The organism is Faecalibacterium sp. AF27-11BH, from assembly GCF_003603005.1.
Lineage (GTDB): Bacteria > Bacillota > Clostridia > Oscillospirales > Ruminococcaceae > Faecalibacterium > Faecalibacterium taiwanense.
On record NZ_QVGS01000004.1, the window covers coordinates 176,394 to 192,154 of the forward strand.

The 15,761-nt window shown below is 58.1% G+C and carries 14 protein-coding genes and 2 pseudogenes; 6 read left to right on the forward strand and 10 right to left on the reverse strand.

Translation table 11 applies throughout. The features are described 5' to 3' along the window. Positions 1–20 precede the first annotated feature (20 nt). The 10 genes from argJ to DWY76_RS06475 all read right to left on the reverse strand — a co-directional run bounded on the left by argJ (position 21) and on the right by DWY76_RS06475 (position 11,494). Entirely contained in the window at positions 21–1,250 is a 1,230-nt protein-coding gene (gene argJ, locus DWY76_RS06430; protein ID WP_005938553.1) for a bifunctional glutamate N-acetyltransferase/amino-acid acetyltransferase ArgJ, read from the reverse strand. 209 nt (positions 1,251–1,459) lie between these two features. Further along, complete coding sequence (gene argC / locus DWY76_RS06435) at positions 1,460–2,401, reverse strand: N-acetyl-gamma-glutamyl-phosphate reductase (protein WP_097781099.1); 942 nt, start codon at positions 2,399–2,401, stop codon at positions 1,460–1,462. Beyond that, positions 2,398–3,798, reverse strand: a complete 1,401-nt coding sequence (argH, locus tag DWY76_RS06440; protein WP_005938559.1) for an argininosuccinate lyase — start codon at positions 3,796–3,798, stop codon at positions 2,398–2,400. Before argH ends, argC begins: the two co-directional genes overlap by 4 nt. Before the next feature lie 306 nt (positions 3,799–4,104). Beyond that, positions 4,105–5,337 (reverse strand): argininosuccinate synthase, encoded by a 1,233-nt coding sequence (locus tag DWY76_RS06445; RefSeq protein ID WP_120080490.1) that lies wholly within the window; start codon positions 5,335–5,337, stop codon positions 4,105–4,107. A gap of 371 nt (positions 5,338–5,708) precedes the next feature. After that, positions 5,709–6,014, reverse strand: a complete 306-nt coding sequence (locus tag DWY76_RS06450; RefSeq protein WP_097774509.1) for a GIY-YIG nuclease family protein — start codon at positions 6,012–6,014, stop codon at positions 5,709–5,711. Then, positions 6,001–6,828, reverse strand: a complete 828-nt coding sequence (locus DWY76_RS06455) for an MYG1 family protein (protein ID WP_120080491.1) — start codon at positions 6,826–6,828, stop codon at positions 6,001–6,003. Before DWY76_RS06455 ends, DWY76_RS06450 begins: the two co-directional genes overlap by 14 nt. Before the next feature lie 114 nt (positions 6,829–6,942). Then, a complete protein-coding gene (locus DWY76_RS06460) occupies positions 6,943–8,271 on the reverse strand; it encodes an ATP-grasp domain-containing protein (RefSeq protein WP_120080493.1) in 1,329 nt (442 codons plus the stop codon). A 240-nt stretch (positions 8,272–8,511) separates the two neighbouring features. Then, entirely contained in the window at positions 8,512–9,267 is a 756-nt protein-coding gene (locus tag DWY76_RS06465; RefSeq protein ID WP_097781095.1) for an alpha/beta hydrolase-fold protein, read from the reverse strand. A 21-nt stretch (positions 9,268–9,288) separates the two neighbouring features. Further along, positions 9,289–10,059, reverse strand: coding sequence for an alpha/beta hydrolase-fold protein (locus tag DWY76_RS06470; protein WP_120080495.1), 771 nt, complete (start codon positions 10,057–10,059; stop codon positions 9,289–9,291). 358 nt (positions 10,060–10,417) lie between these two features. Next, a complete protein-coding gene (locus DWY76_RS06475) occupies positions 10,418–11,494 on the reverse strand; it encodes a branched-chain amino acid aminotransferase (RefSeq protein WP_005939052.1) in 1,077 nt (358 codons plus the stop codon). Between the two features lie 240 nt (positions 11,495–11,734). Here DWY76_RS06475 and DWY76_RS06480 point away from each other — a divergent pair, with 240 nt between their 5' ends. The 6 genes and pseudogenes from DWY76_RS06480 to DWY76_RS06500 form a co-directional block, all read left to right on the forward strand. Continuing rightward, positions 11,735–12,400 carry an HAD family phosphatase gene (locus tag DWY76_RS06480; RefSeq protein ID WP_120080497.1) on the forward strand — a complete coding sequence of 222 codons (666 nt, stop codon included), beginning with the start codon at positions 11,735–11,737 and terminating at the stop codon, positions 12,398–12,400. Then, positions 12,373–12,666, forward strand: a pseudogene (locus DWY76_RS06485) (hypothetical protein); the annotation flags it as partial. The gene DWY76_RS06480 and the pseudogene DWY76_RS06485, both read left to right, overlap by 28 nt. Positions 12,667–12,718: 52 nt before the next feature. Then, positions 12,719–12,973, forward strand: a complete 255-nt coding sequence (locus DWY76_RS13975) for a hypothetical protein (protein ID WP_165852582.1) — start codon at positions 12,719–12,721, stop codon at positions 12,971–12,973. Positions 12,974–13,309: 336 nt separating this feature from the next. Beyond that, positions 13,310–14,238, forward strand: a pseudogene (locus DWY76_RS06490) (DUF6017 domain-containing protein). A gap of 100 nt (positions 14,239–14,338) precedes the next feature. Continuing rightward, on the forward strand, positions 14,339–14,809 hold the full coding sequence (locus tag DWY76_RS06495) for a PcfB family protein (protein WP_120021092.1): 471 nt from the start codon (positions 14,339–14,341) through the stop codon (positions 14,807–14,809). After that, on the forward strand, positions 14,806–15,761 hold a 956-nt coding region (locus DWY76_RS06500), incomplete at its 3' end, for a type IV secretory system conjugative DNA transfer family protein (protein ID WP_133300798.1). The genes DWY76_RS06495 and DWY76_RS06500, both read left to right, overlap by 4 nt.

The window sequence follows — 15,761 nt, forward strand, 5'->3', positions numbered from 1 at the left end:
CGCAGCGCCTGAGAGGGTTATCAGGTGCGGTAGTCGCCGTTGATCTTGACGTAATCGTAGGTCAGATCGCAGCCCCATGCCTTGGCGGATGCATCGCCGGTGCCCATGTCCACCTTGACCAGCACATCGTGCTCAGCCAGCACCTTGGCGGCTTCGTCCTCGCTGTAGGGGTGGTAGGCGGCGTTTTCGCACACATACACCTCACCGGCCTTGCTGGAAAGCCACACGCAGACCTTATCAATGGAGAAATCGCCGGGGGTGTAGCCGATGGCGCACAGGATGCGGCCCCAGTTGGCATCGCGGCCGAACACTGCGGCCTTGAACAGGTTGGAGCACACCACGCTGCGGCTGACGGCACGGGCGGTCTTCAGGTCGGGGGCGTGGGTCACTTCGCAGGTGATGAGGTGGGTGGCACCCTCGCCGTCACCGGCGTGCTCGGCACACATGTGCTCTGCAATGGCGGTGAGCGCGGCAACAAAGGCTTCGTAGTCCGCATTCTCCTCGCAGATCTCCGGGTTGCCTGCAAGGCCGGAAGCCATGATGATCAAGGTATCGTTGGTGGAGGTGTCCAGATCCACGCTCATCTGGTTGTAGGTGCCGGGCACCACGGTCTTGAGGGCCTTTTCCAGCAGGATGGGGGACACCGCCGCATCGGTGGTGTAGAACGCCAGCATGGTGGCCATATTGGGGGCGATCATGCCGCTGCCCTTGCCAATGGCACCCACCGTGCAGGTCTTGCCGCCCAGCTCGAACTGGATGGCGTATTCCTTTTTGTGGGTGTCGGTGGTCATGATGGCGGTGGCGGCATCGGTGCTGCCCTGCTCGTCCGCAGCCAGCTTTGCGGCGGCGGCAGGGATGCCCCGGGCAAAGGGGTCGATGACCATGGGCTGACCGATGACACCGGTGGAAGCGGGCAGAACGTCCTGCGGGTCGATGCCCAGCTCCTTGCCCACCAGCTCACAGCATTCTTCGGCCAGAGCCACGCCGTTGGCGGCGCAGGTGTTGGCGTTGCCGCTGTTCACGATGATCGCCTGTGCGTAGCCGTCCTTCAGGTGGGCACGGTCCACCTTGATGGGTGCGCCGCAGACCTTGTTGGTGGTGTACACACCGGCGGCGGCGCAGCGCACGTCCGCCTTGATGAGTGCCAGATCGTATTTTTCTGCATGGTTTGCGCGGATGCCGCAGTGCACGCCAGCCGCTGCAAAGCCCTTGGGCGCGCAGATGCCGCCCGCAACTTCTTGATACTGCATAATGATCTTCCTTTCCCACAAAGAAATACTTCTCACTCGAACGGGCTAGCCCTCTCAGGCTCACATACGTTCGCCAGCTCCCCCAAAGTGGGAGCCCTTGGCAGTCCACGCAAACTTCATCTTTTTGCCAAGGCCTCTCCCTTTGGGAGAGGTGGATTTGCGAAGCAAAGACGGAGAGGGCGAGGACGCTGCCCGTGTACGAGCCATCTTTATTCCAACCCTTTGGTCTCTTCCAGCCCCAGCATCAGGTTCATGCACTGGACGGCCGCGCCGGAAGAGCCTTTGCCCAGATTATCAAACAGGGAGACCAGCATCATCTGGTCGCCTGCAGCGTTCACGGTCATGTACAGCTCCATGCGGTCGGTACCGGCCATGGCATTGGAGTACAGGCCGTTCTCCGGCAGGGCTTCGTTCAGAGCGTGCACCTTGACGGTGGCAGCATCCTTGTAATATGCCGCAATGCCCTCGGCCACCTGTTCGGCGGTGCTGCCCGCCAGCGTCAGATCCAGCGGCACCAGCACCTGCATGCCGCAGTAGTAATCGCACACCACGGGCACGAACATGGGGGTGTGGGCAAGGCCGCTGATCTTCTGCATTTCCGGCAGGTGCTTATGGGCAAGGCCCAGACCGTAGCTCTTGGGTGCATCCAGCTTGCTGTGCGCCGGGCGATCAGCGCTCTCGTACTCGGCGATCATCTTTTTGCCGCCGCCGGAGTAGCCGGAGATGCCGGTACAGCTGAAGGGATAATCTGCCGGTGCAAGGCCCAGCTCCACCAGCGGGCGGGCAATGCTGATAAAGCCGCTGGCATAGCAGCCGGGCACTGCCACGCGGCAGGAGTTTTTGATTTTTTCCTTCTGGCCCGCCAGTTCCGGGAAGCCGTAGTCCCATGCGGCATCGGTGCGGAAGGCGGTGGAGGTGTCCAGCACCTTCACGTCCGGGCGCAGCAGGGGCATGACCTCTTTGGAAGCGGCATCCGGCAGGCAAAGGAAGGCGAGGTCGGCAGAGTTGATGACCTTCGCGCGCTCGTTCACATCCTTGCGGCCCTCTGCGGAAATGGAAAGCAGCTCGATCTCCGGGCGTTGTGCCAGACGGTCGGCAATGCGCAGGCCGGTGGTGCCGGAAGAGCCATCAATAAAAACTTTCACGCTCATGCGTTCTTTTCCTCCCACGCATCCAGCTGTGCGTTTGCCAGTGCGATCTGGTTGTTCACGCTGGCTTCGCTGGGGCCGCCGTAGCTGGTGCGGCCCTCGCAGCACTTGACCAGATCAATGGCATCGTAGATATCGTTCTCGAACAGAGCGCTGTAGCCCTTGAACTCGTCGAGGGTCAGCTCTTCAAGGGTTTTGTCCTTTGCGATGCAGTCGGACACCATGCAGCCGGTCAGCTTGTAGGCATCGCGGAAGGGCATCCCCTTCTTGGTGAGGTAGTCGGCGCAGTCGGTGGCGTTGATGAAGCCCTTGGCGGCGGCGCGGCGCATGTTGGCCGGCAGGGTCTTCATGGTGTCCAGCATGGGAGTGACCGTCTTCAGGCACAGCTCCAGCGTATCCACTGCGTCGAAGATAGCTTCCTTGTCCTCCTGCATGTCCTTGTTGTAGGCGAGGGGAATGCCCTTCATCATCACCAGAAGGGTGTTCAGGTCGCCGTAGACGCGGCCGGTCTTGCCGCGGATCAGCTCGGTGACGTCGGGGTTCTTCTTCTGCGGCATGATGGAAGAGCCGGTGGTAAAGGCATCATCCAGCTCAATGAACTTGAACTCCCAGCTGCACCAGAGGATGATCTCCTCGGAAAGCCGGGACAGGTGCATCATGCAGATGGAGATGGCGTTTGCCAGCTCGATGCAGAAATCGCGGTCGGACACGCCGTCCAGACTGTTGGCGCAGGGAGCCGCAAAGCCCAGCTTTTCGGCGGTGAACTGGCGGTCCAGCGGGTAGGTGGTGCCAGCCAGCGCGCCGCTGCCCAGCGGGCACTGTGCGTCCATGCGGGCGGTGGCATCCTCAAAGCGCTGCAGGTCGCGCAGCAGCATGGATGCATATGCCATCAGGGCGTGGCCAAAGGTGATGGGCTGGGCGCGCTGCAGATGGGTATAGCCGGGCATGACGGCGGTGGTGTTCTCACCGGCCTTTTTGCAGATGACCTTGATGAGCTCCACAATGTAGGCCTGCAGGGTGTGGCTGTAGTCCCGCAGGGTCAGGCGGATATCCAGCGCCACCTGATCGTTGCGGCTGCGGCCGGTGTGCAGCCGTTTGCCGGCGTCGCCGATGCGGGCAGTGAGGGTCTGCTCCACAAAGGTGTGCACATCCTCGGCATTAGGGTCGATCTCCAGCCTGCCGGCTGCCAGATCGTCGGCGATGGAAGCCAGACCGTTGAGGATGTCCTCACAGTCCTTTTCCGAGATGATGCCCTGCTTTGCCAGCATGGCGGCGTGCACGCCGCTGCCGCGCATATCCTGCGCGATCATGCGCTGATCGAAGCGGATGGAGGAGTTGAAGTCGTTCACGCGGGAATCCACGGCCTTGGAAAAACGGCCCTTCCAGAGTTGTTCTGCCATAATTTTATCCTTTACTGATAGGCGGCTCGCCCTATTCACTCCCTCAGTCACGGCTGATGCCGTGCCAGCTCCCTCTGGGAGGGAGCCTTAACGTTACGGTCAGCTGATAAACGCCTCCCTCTTTGAGGGAGGTGTCACCGAAGGTGACGGAAGGAGTTTTTGCCGCTCATTTTATTTCTTCTAAAAACGGCAAAGCCGCCGCAGGGGAAAACGCTCCTGCGGCGGTGCCGCCGGCAACGATGCCGGTTGGATGGAACTTCCGTGTGAAAGTGTGAAAACACACGAAAGGGAAGATGTTATAGCTGCTTACTTGACCTCCGGCCAGTTCTTGGACAGCTTTGCGCGCTCCTTGATGGACAGGCCGAACAGGTTGATGAAGCCTGTTGCATCAGCCTGATTGTACTCCTCGTCCTCACCGAAGGAAGCGGTCTGCTCGTCGTACAGGGTGTACGGAGAGGTGACACCGGCGTTGATCATGTTGCCCTTGTAGAGCTTGAGCTTCACATCGCCGGTGACGGTCTTTTCCAGACTGTCGGCAAAGGCATCCAGAGCCTCGCGCAGCGGGGTGAACCACTGGCCGTTGTAAACGATATCGGCATACTTCTGGGCCAGCTGAGCCTTGAAGTGAGAGCTTTCCTTATCCAGAGTGATGGTCTCCAGCACATTGATGGCCTTGTACAGGATGGCACCGCCGGGGGTCTCGTACACACCGCGGCTCTTCATGCCCACCAGACGGTTCTCCACGATATCCAGCAGGCCGATGCCGTTCTCGCCGCCCAGCTTGTTCAGGTGCTCCACCAGCTCCACAGCGCCCATCTCCTTGCCGTCCACGGCGGTGGGGATGCCCTTTTCAAAGTGGATGGTCACATAGGTGGGCTTATCGGGAGCCTGCTCGGGGCTGATGCCCAGCTCCAGGAAGCCGGGCTTGTTGTACTGGGGCTCGTTGGCGGGGCTTTCCAGATCGAGGCCCTCGTGGCTCAGGTGCCACAGGTTCTTGTCCTTGGAGTAGTTGGTCTCGCGGTTGATCTTCAGGGGGATGTGGTGAGCCTCGGCGTAGTCGATCTCCTCGTCACGGCTCTTGATATCCCACTCACGCCACGGAGCAATGATGGCCATATCGGGGCACAGGGCCTTGAGGGTCAGCTCAAAACGCACCTGATCATTGCCCTTGCCGGTGCAGCCGTGGCAGATGGCATCTGCACCTTCCTTGATGGCGATATCCGCCAGAGCCTTGGCGATGCACGGACGTGCAAAGCTGGTGCCCAGCAGGTAATCTTCGTACTTCGCGCCGAACTTCAGGGTGGGGAAGATGTAGTTCTCCACAAAGTCCTTCTTCAGGTCCAGCACGTACAGCTTGGAAGCGCCGGTAGCCTTGGCCTTTTCTTCCAGACCGTCCAGCTCGGTGCCCTGACCCACGTCACCGGAGACAGCGACGACCTCGCAGTTGTTGTAGTTTTCCTTCAGCCAGGGAATGATGATGGAGGTGTCCAGACCGCCGGAGTAAGCCAGCACGACTTTTTTGATGTTTTCCTTTTTCATAGGTGACGCTCCTTTTTCATAAAAATACACTTTTGTTTTCTGATGCGCACTTTCCCTTCGCATCCTCTTCCGTTGCGTTTCGGTTGATGCTTTTATTATACGCCGCGCTGTTTTTTCGTCAATAACAAAACCATACAAACCTTTTTTGCTTCCGGCACCCGTTTTTCGTTCATGTTGCATCTTTATGCGTTATTTTAGGAATATATTCATATTTCATGCATTTGCACAGTATATATTCGGGGCACATGCATCCCGTCCGGGGCATGTGCGGACTACAGCACACGGAAAGAATTCACACCGCAAAAACAAAAAGCCCGGGACCCTTTTGTGAGCCGTCTGGCCCTGAAAGAGTCCCGGGTTTCGTTTTCGCTTTATGCGCCGGAAAATGGCCCGCCCGCCGCGCTCCATGCGCGGCACAGCAGTTCCTTCTGGGCCTTGGGCAGCTGCTTGAGGGCATACTCCCGCCGCAGGGCGGCGCGCTTATCCGCGCACAGTTCCAGATAGGCAAAGCCCCCGGCCCCTCTGGCACGGGTGTACTTTGCGCCGCGTCCGCTCTGGTGGGCGCGCAGGCGGGCGGCAGGGTCGGTGGTCCAGCCGGTGTACAGCGTACCGCCGGTACACCGCACCATATACACAAAGGCGGGCTTTGGCCGGGCGCACGGCTCAGATGCGGCCATTGTTCTTTAACACCTGACGGCAGGCGGCAAGGGCGGTCTCCTTATCCTTGGCGGTGATGAGGAAGCGGCTGGCGTGGCAGAAGCTGATGCCCGGGATGCCGCTCTTCTGCTCAATGACCTCCTGCGGCTGGCCGGCCCAGCTCTGGGGGAAGGGCAGCTTGGGGCGCTTGGTCTTGTGGTCGGTGACGCACTGGGCGCTCCAGCCGCCGCGCTGGCTGGGGTAGACCACGAACAACGCGTCCGTCTTGTACAGGCCGTTCTTCCACGGCAGATAGCAGGGCAGTACCACGATGCCGTCCCGGGAGTTTTTGTAAGCCTGCTGCACCTTTTCGTCGGCGCGGTTCACGGCGTTGGCGCTGGCGATCTGGTTTTCCAAGATCTGCTTTGCCACGGCCACCGCCTTGAAAAAGCAGGTGTCCTGATCCTCTTTGGAGTCCCACACCGGGTTAAAAAAGCCAATGGCATCGCACAGGCTGTTCTGCTCGCCGGTGTTATCGTTGAGGTCCAGCGGCTGGATGAAGTTCTCGTCAATGAGCCGGGCCTGACGCTCACCCACAAGGCCGGGGCCGAGCACCCGCCACAGCAGGCCGAAGGCCGCATAGGGCACGCCATTGGGGCGGCACTCCCGCGGCTCCTGATGGTGGTCGAACATACCAAAGCCCACATCGTACACGATGCCGTCAAAATCATCCGGCACCACAAAGCCGCGGGTGATCTTGATGTCCGGGCGCAAAATTTGCAGCAGGGCAGTGGCAAACACATCGTCGGCGTGGAACTTGCCGGCGTGGGTGAAGCCGTTTGCAGGAATTTTCATAGATGTACCTCGTTCCCAATAAAATGTCTGGCAACAGTATAGCACACTTTGCAGAAAGGGACAACGAAAAGCCCCGGAACGGGCACGCCATTCCGGGGCTTTTTGAGCGTATTCTTACTTTTTCTTTGTGGTGCGTGCCTTTTTAGCGGCAGGAGCGGCGGGCTTTTCCGCCGGGGTGGTCTCCGGCTCGCCCAGAGCCAGAATGCTGCTCAGCTCCTTCTGAGCTGCGGCATTCGTGGCATCGGTGGTGGCCAGCACGTCGGCGTAGAACTGCTCCATGCCCTCGCGGGTGGAGAAGGTGGCAACGTACATCTGGTTGCCCATGGCGCCGCTCAGCGCGTCCGGCATGCGGTCCACCATGCGCATGTTCTGCTGGTACTTCTGCATGATCTGCTCGTGGCTGTACACAAAGTGCTTGCCGTCGCGGCGGCCTGCAAACGGGCAGTAGAAGTGCTCGCCCACCGGCATATCGGTGCCGCCAAAGGCGATCATATCGGCCCAGATCTTATACACGTTGGTGGAGCGGGCAAAGTTGATCATATCCGGGGTGAAGCCGCCGCAGGGGCGCATGTTGACCTCCAGCGCCACGATCTGGCCCTTTTTGCCCATGCTGGCCTGATTCTCGGTCATGCGGAAGAACTCAAAGTGGATGAAGCGGCTCTTCACGCCAAAGCTCTTGACGGCGGCACGGCCTGCAGCGCGGGTGTCCTCGGGCAGGTCCTTGATGATGTAGTAGATGGAGTTGTCGTTGTCGTTGACGATATCCATGATGGACATGGGGCTGACGTTGCCGGCCTCAAAGATGGGGTTGCCGTTGGCATCGATGATGGCATCGTAGCTGTTCACCTCGGCCCGGACGAACTCCTCCATGATGTACTCCACATCCGGGTGATGGGCCGTCTTCTGCACGAGGAACTTTTTCAGATCCTCGTCGCTGGACAGCTTGTGGGTGTCGGATGCGCCCACGCCGTTATCCGGCTTTACCACCACCGGGTAGCCCACCTCGTCGATGAACTTCCGGCAGCCCTCGTAATCGTCCACCATGTGGTAGCGTGCGGTGGCGATGCCGGCCTTCTGGTAATACTCCTTCATCTTGCTCTTGTACTTGATGCGGGGCATATCGGAGGTCTGGAAGCCGGAGGTGATGTGGAAATCGGTGCGCAGGGCTGCGTCCCGCTCCAGCCAGTATTCATTGTTGGACTCCAGCCAGTCGATTCGGCCATACTTGAATGCAAAGAAGGCCACGGCGCGGTAGACCTCGTCGTAGTTTTCCAGACTGCCCACCTTGTAGTACTCGTTCAGGCTGTCCTTCAGCTCCGGCTTCAGCTCATCGTAGGGCTGGTCGCCGATGCCCAGCACGTTCATGCCGTTGTTTTTCAGCTCACGGCAGAACTGCCAGTAGTTGGTGGGGAAGTTGGGCGAAATAAAAATGAAATTCTGCATGGTTTTACGATTCCTCTTTCCTCTATAAACCTCTATAAAGGCGGCCTCGCCCTCTCCGTCCGCTCGCAAAGCTCGCGTCCACCTCGTTCCCCTTTCTGTCGCTTGCGCGACATCTTCCCCCGACCGGGGGAAATCTGTCAAAGGGAGAGGCCTTGGCAGTACGGCAAGGCCTTTTGGTTTTGCCAAAGGCTCCCCCTTTGGGGGAGCTGTCACCGAAGGTGACTGAGAGGGCGAGCCATTTTACTCGCCCAGAATATACGGCATGTAATATGCAGTCTGCTTATACCACCAGTTCCAGTCGTGGTTCACATCGTGGCCCCACAGGTCTACCCAGATGGGGATGTTCTTTGCCTCGAAGATGCGCTTGAGGAACCATGTGGTATCCGGCTGCTCCCAGTCGCCCTGACCGCAGCAGATGACCGCCTTCTGGCTGCGGAACAGCTGCATGTAGGGGTGATCCTCCGGGAAGTTCTTCATGTAGTCCACGGGCGAGTTCATGTACACCAGCTCGTCCATATAATTGCCGAAGCCATAGTGGGCCGTGTAGATGCCGCTGAGGGCCAGACAGCCGCAGAACACATCCGGGCGGCGCAGGTACAGGTTGACCGCATGGGTAGCGCCCAGACTGCAGCCAAAGGCAATGACACCGGGCAGGTCGTCCCAGCCGTTGCGCTCCTTGGCCAGATACTGGATCTTGGGCACAGCCTCCTCCACGATATAGCGCAGCCACTGCTCATAGCGGCGGATGCGCCAATAGGGGTCACCCTGCGTGTCGGACCAGGTCTCCTTGTCCATGGTATCAATGGAGATCACCATGATCTTACCGGCATCGATCCATGGGGCAAGGGTGTCGGCCATGTGGAAGTTCTCAAAATCGAAGAAGCGGCCATCCTGACAGGGGATGTACAGCATCGGGCGGCCTGCGTGGCCGTAAATTTTGCACTCCATGTCGCGGCCCAGCGCCGGGCTGTAGTCCTTAAAATACTGCATTTCCATGGTGTTTCCTCCTTTTAGGGTTTACTCCTCCACCTCATACATCAGAGTATGGAACATAAAGGGCAGCTGTTTTTCCCAGCTGGCTTCGCTGTGGGTGCCGCCGGGCACGATGCGGCTGGTAAGGTGGATGCCCCGGGTCATGGCCTTTGCGCACATCTCTGCAAAGCCGCAGCGCATCCCGTCGTGGTTGCCCATCTCGCGGGAGCCGTAGTCCATGTACAGCACGGTGCCCGGCTCCAGCTTTGCGCGGCCCACAAGGCCGGAAAGCTTTTCCGGCGACACCCAGATGGACGGCGACAGCGCCGCCGCACGGCTGAAAGTGTCGTTGTACTGCAAAAGGGCGTACAAGCTCATCAGGCCGCCCATGCTGCTACCGCCGATGAAGGTGTGCTCCCGGTCGGGCAGGGTGCGGAAGTTGCGGTCGATGAAGGGTTTGAACCGGTGGATATACCAGCTCATGGTGGCCTGACCCATGCCGTCGAAGTGGCCGAACTGCGGGTCGTCGAACCGGTAGGGCGAATACTCCACCAGCCGTTCGTTGTTGGCTCCGGCGTTGCACTCCACCGCCGCCACGATCAGCGGGGTGTCGGTGTAGTCCAGATAATTGGCCACGCCCCAGCTTTTGCCAAAGGTGGCATCCTCGTCAAAAAAGACGTTCTGGCCGTCGAACATATACAGCACCGGATACCGGCGGTCGGGGTCAGCTTCATACATCGTGGGCAGATAAACATATACTCTGCGCTGCTCGGTGCCGTTGACGGCAGGGTAGCTCACGCTCCATTTTTTGACCATGGGTCCATTCCTCTCAATCTTTCCCGCACGCCTGCCGCAATGCAGGCCGCTGTTCTGTTTTCAGTTTAGCACTGCAGGGCACAGAAAGCAATTGCGCCGGGAAATTTTGGAGGTTTGACGGATACTCCTTCCGTCATCGCTGCGCGATGCCACCTCCCTCAATGAGGGAGGCTTTGGCAGTACGGTAAAGTTTCCGGTTTTGCCAAGGGCTCTCACTTTGGGAGAGGTGGATGCGAGCAAAGCGAGCAGACGGAGAGGGCGAGGACGTTATCCTAATATACGGCAAACGCCGCCGAGCGGAGGCCTGGCGGCGTTTGCTGCTATTCTGAATAAAAAGGTTCTCTCCGGAGAATCGGGATCAGTTCTTTTTCTCAACAGGCACGATCCAGCCCTTGGTATCGGGGATCTTGCCCCACTGCATACCGGTCATGGTGTCGTACAGCTTCTGGGTGACAGGGCCGATCTTGCCGTCGCCGATGTAGGCGTGCTCGCCCTTCCAGACCAGCTCCTTGACGGGGGAGACGACAGCGGCGGTACCGGTGCCGAACACCTCTTCCAGCTTGCCTTCGCGGGCAGCAGCCATGATGTCGGCAATGGCGATCTTGCCCTCGACGACCTCATAGCCCCAGTCCTTCAGCAGCTCGATGCAGCTGCGGCGGGTAACGCCGGGCAGAACGGTGCCGACGGTAGCAGCGGTGTACACCTTGCCGTCGATCTTGAACATGATGTTCATGCTGCCAACTTCCTCGACGTACTTCTTCTCCACGCCGTCCAGCCACAGCACCTGTGCGTAGCCCTGCTCCTCGGCCAGCTCGCCGGCCTTGATGGAAGCAGCGTAGTTGCCGCCGCACTTGGTGAAGCCGGTCAGGCCGGGAGCGGCACGGATGTACTCGTCTTCCACGTAGATGCGCACGGGGTTGATGCCCTCGGCGTAGTAAGCACCCGAGGGAGCGCAGATGATGCAGAAAATGTAGTGCTTGGAAGCGTGCACACCCAGACCCACGTCGTTTGCGAACACGAAGGGACGGATATACAGGGAAGCACCGTCGGAATGGGGCACCCAGTCACGGTCCACGTCCACCAGAGTTTCAACGGCCTGAATGTAGTCCTCCACAGGGATCTTGGGGATGCACAGACGGTCGGCGGAGTCCTGGAAACGCTTTGCGTTGCAGTCCGGGCGGAACAGCTGGACGGTATCATCGGCCGTGCGGTATGCCTTCATGCCCTCAAAGATCTCCTGAGCGTAGTGGAACACGACAGTAGCCGGGTCCAGTTCAAAGGGGCCGTAGGGGACAATGCGGGCATCGTGCCAGCCTTCGCCCTCGGTGTAATCCATCACGAACATATGGTCGGTGAACTTCTTGCCAAAACCCAGATTGCTCTCGTCAGGCTTTGCCTTCGGAGCAGTGGTACGGGTGATCTTGATATCCAACATGATTTATTTTCCCTCTTTCCTGATCTCGGGCGCAGCGAATGAAAATGCGCCCGCAAACACCGAATGTTGTTTTCTATTATAATAATATGAATGTGATTTACAAGGAAACGAAAAATCTTTCATCTTTGGACAGGTTAAGTTGCGCTAAATTGCCTGCTTTTCCATGTGCAAACTGCCCAAAATATGATACAATGAGGGCATAAGCTGGATCTTACAGGCTCAGAAAGGAGCTTTTGCACAATGATAAAAGGTGTTATTTTTGATATGGACGGGCTGATGTTCGACACCGAGCGCATCTGGGCCACCCTGTGGAAGCCCGCACTGGCCACACTGGGTCTTCCTTATAAGGAAGGGCTGGACGACGCCGTCCGGGGCACGGCAGGCGACTCCATGCGGGCGGTGCTGCGCCGCTTCTACGGCCCGGACTGCGACACCGATGCCATCATAGATGCCCTGCACGCGCAGGCAGAGACGGCCTTTCAGGCACCGCCGCCCAAAAAGCCGGGTCTGGATGAACTCATCGCCTATCTGGAAGCGCAGCACATTCCCATGGTGGTGGCTTCCTCCAGCCGGATGGCATCCATCCTGCGGCACCTCAACAACTGGCACATGACCGATCACTTTCAGGCCCTTATTTCCGGCGAGCAGTTCTCCACGTCCAAGCCCGACCCGGAGATCTTCCTCACCGCGGCCAAGGCGCTGGGCACCACCCCAGCTGAAACGCTGGTGCTGGAGGACAGCTACAACGGCGTGCGCGCCGGTGCGCGTGGCGGCTTTGTCACCGTGATGGTGCCGGACCTTGCCCCCGCCGACGACGAGATGCGCCGTCTGTACACCGCCGAGTGCAAAGACCTGCGCGAGGTGAAAAAGATGCTGGAGGAGGGGAAACTTCTTTCCGAAACCTGAAATATACAGTTAGTCTTTTACATTTTCACGCTAAAAAAGTGGAGAACATCCTCAAGGAAGTCTTTGCCCGACTTATCCAGCAGTCCTCCCGTGTGGAGCTGGGCAAGAAGTTTGAAAGTGGCTTCTATGCCAAGCCCGACGCTCTCAGCCCGCAGGCTGTACCCGCCGCAGGCGAACCCACCATCTCCATGACGGCTCTTTTGGAATTGCTCAAGGATGCCGACCCGGAAATGAAGGCAAAGCTCCGCTTGGCCCTGCTCACCTGATGCAAAAAAGGGCACTGATTGCAATGCAATACAGCGCCCTACATCATCGGACATGGAAAACACCGACCGTGCAAAAACCGTGCAGCCATGGCTTACAAAACAAAAAAGCCATGAAATCTTTCGATCCACAGCTTCCACGGTAGACATTCCTACACGTTGGGACCCGCGGGCTAAGCAACAGCAACGGGTTGCGTTAGCTGATTTTTCCGCAGCCCCTTGGCAGGGCTTTGAAAAATCAGAACGCGGCCCCAACAACTCCTCCCTGTTTCAGCCGCAGGCTGCGGTCGTCGTTGTTGCACTGGGCTGATTGCTTGCGGCGCTATGCGCCGCCGCCCTGTTCGAGCCCCTTCCATCGCGCAAACAAAAAAGAAAAACCAGCACACAATGTGTACTGGTTTTTCTTGGTGCGAGTAGTGATACAGCATTTTTTGAAAACAATCGTAGTACAATTTGTTTTTGAGGTCATCGGATAGCAACTTGCTTGTATCGCACCCCCGATGGGCAACTGTATTGAAAAAACAGTTGCCTTTTATATACCACACAACCTAAAAATTATCAAGTACGCGCAGCGTTCACTTCTCCCATCACCGGGAGCAAATGAACGCTGCTTTTTTTGTTTACAACGAAAGGAGGCATCCGTGAAATGGCAGTTTTTCGGGTAGAAAAGAACAGCGGCTACACGGTCATGTCAAACCACCACCTGCGGAACCGGGCCTTGTCCCTGAAAGCCAAGGGCTTACTCTCCCAAATGCTCTCCCTGCCGGAAGATTGGGACTACACCCTGCAAGGGCTGGCCCGTATCAACCGGGAAAGCATCGATGCGATACGGCAGGCTATCCGGGAACTGGAACAGGCAGGCTACATCCAGCGTTCCAGAGAACGGGACGAGAAAGGGCGGCTGCGCGGTGCAGACTATGTGATCTTCGAGCTGCCGCAGCCCATTCCTGCATCGGTTTCACCTACATTGGAAAATCCAATGTTGGAGAATCCCACGCAGGAAAACCCTACGTTGGAAAATCCAATGCAATTAAATAAAGATAAACTAATTACAGAAAAACAAAAGAAAGAGGGATTAAATACCGATTCCATTCCTATCCATTCCCCAAACCCCTTGCCTTTGGACGAGGACGAGGCAGCGGCACCGCCGCCGGAACGGACAGGAAGCCGAAAGGAAGCGGCCTATCAAATCTACCGGGACCTGATTCTGGAGAACATCGAGTATGACACCCTCACCCAGAATCCCCGGATAGATCGGGAACAGCTGGACGAGATCGTGGACATCCTGCTGGAAACCGTCTGCACCAGCCGCAAGTCCATCCGGGTGGCCGGGGACGATTACCCGGCAGAGTTGGTCAAGGCGAAATTCTTGAAGCTGGACAGCCATCACATCGAGTTCGTCATGGACTGCCTGCGGGATAACACCACCAAAGAAACACCACCAAAGTCCGCAACATCAAGCAATACCTGCGGGCCATGCTTTTTAACGCGCCCAGCACCATCAACAGCTACTATGCGTCCCTTGTGGCGCACGATATGGCGCAGCCCGATTGGGGCCGCCCGCCCAACACCTGACCGAAAGGAGTACCCATCCATGAGAACACTTTACCTGCGGCGGCTGGTGGTTCCACCCTAGCTGCCGCTCTGAATTTTCTGCAACAAGGAGGGATTCATATTGCAGGAAGAAGTCACCCAGAAAACCATTGCCCTGTCCATGAAAACGGGCAAACTCACCGCCCAAGCGTTGCAAGCTGCACTGAAAAAATACTTGCAGCACCGGGCCAAGGGGCCAAAGCTGCACCACGGCAAGCAAAGCCTGAAACAGCTGAAAGCCCACGGCGCGGCCCTGACCAACATTGAAGTCACAGAGGCGAACATCGGGGCGTTCAAGCCCTGCGCCAAGAAGTACGGCGTGGACTTCGCCTTACGCAAGGACAAGACCACCCAGCCGCCCCACTACATCGTGATCTTCAAGGCCAAGGATGCAGACAATTTGGAACAGGCGTTCCGGGAGTTCACGGCCAAAACGCTCACCAAGGAGCAGCGGCCCTCTATCCGCAAGGTGCTGGCAGCAGCCAAGCAGAAAGCGGCCCAGCAGCCGAAACGTGCGAAGGAAAAAATCAAGCAAAGGGGGCTGGAACGATGAAGCCTGAACTGAAAAAGCTGCTGTTGCTGAATCTGCCGTATCTGCTGTTCGTGTACCTGTTCGCCAAATGCGGGCAGGCGTACCGTCTGGCTGCGGGCGCGGATGCTTCGGCAAAGCTGCTCCACCTGACGAGCGGCATCTCCGCCGCCTTTGCAAACCCGCTGCCCAGCCTGCATCCGTTTGACCTGTGCGTGGGCGTTGCCGGGGCGGTGGCTGTCCGGCTCATCGTGTACAGCAAGGGCAAGAACGCCAAGAAGTACCGCAAGGGCGAGGAATACGGCTCTGCCCGATGGGGCACCGCCAAGGACATTGCCCCCTACATCGACCCCAAGTTTGAAAACAACATCCTGCTGACCCAGACCGAACGCCTGACCATGACCGGGCGGCCCAAAGACCCCAAAACAGCTCGGAATAAAAATGTGCTTGTGATCGGCGGCTCCGGCAGCGGCAAGACCCGCTTCTATGTGAAGCCCAACCTCATGCAATGTTTCCCCACTTCCGACTATCCCACCTCCTTCGTGGTCACAGACCCAAAAGGCACACTGGTTCTGGAAACAGGCCAAATGTTCCAGCGGGCAGGCTACCGGGTGAAAATCCTGAACACGATAAACTTTTCCAAGTCCATGAAGTACAACCCCTTTGTTTACATCCACTCGGAAAAGGACGTGCTGAAGCTGGTGAATACCCTTATCGCCAACACCAAGGGCGAGGGCGAAAAATCGGCAGAAGATTTTTGGGTGAAGTCGGAACGGCTGTTCTACACCGCGCTTATCGGCTACATCTGGTATGAGGCCCCGGCAGAGGAAATGAACTTCACCACCCTGCTGGAAATGATAAATGCCAGTGAAGCCCGCGAGGATGACCCGGACTTTCAAAGCCCGGTGGACCTCATGTTTGAGCGGCTGGAACAGAAAGACCCGGACCACTTCGCCGTCCGGCAGTACAAAAAGTT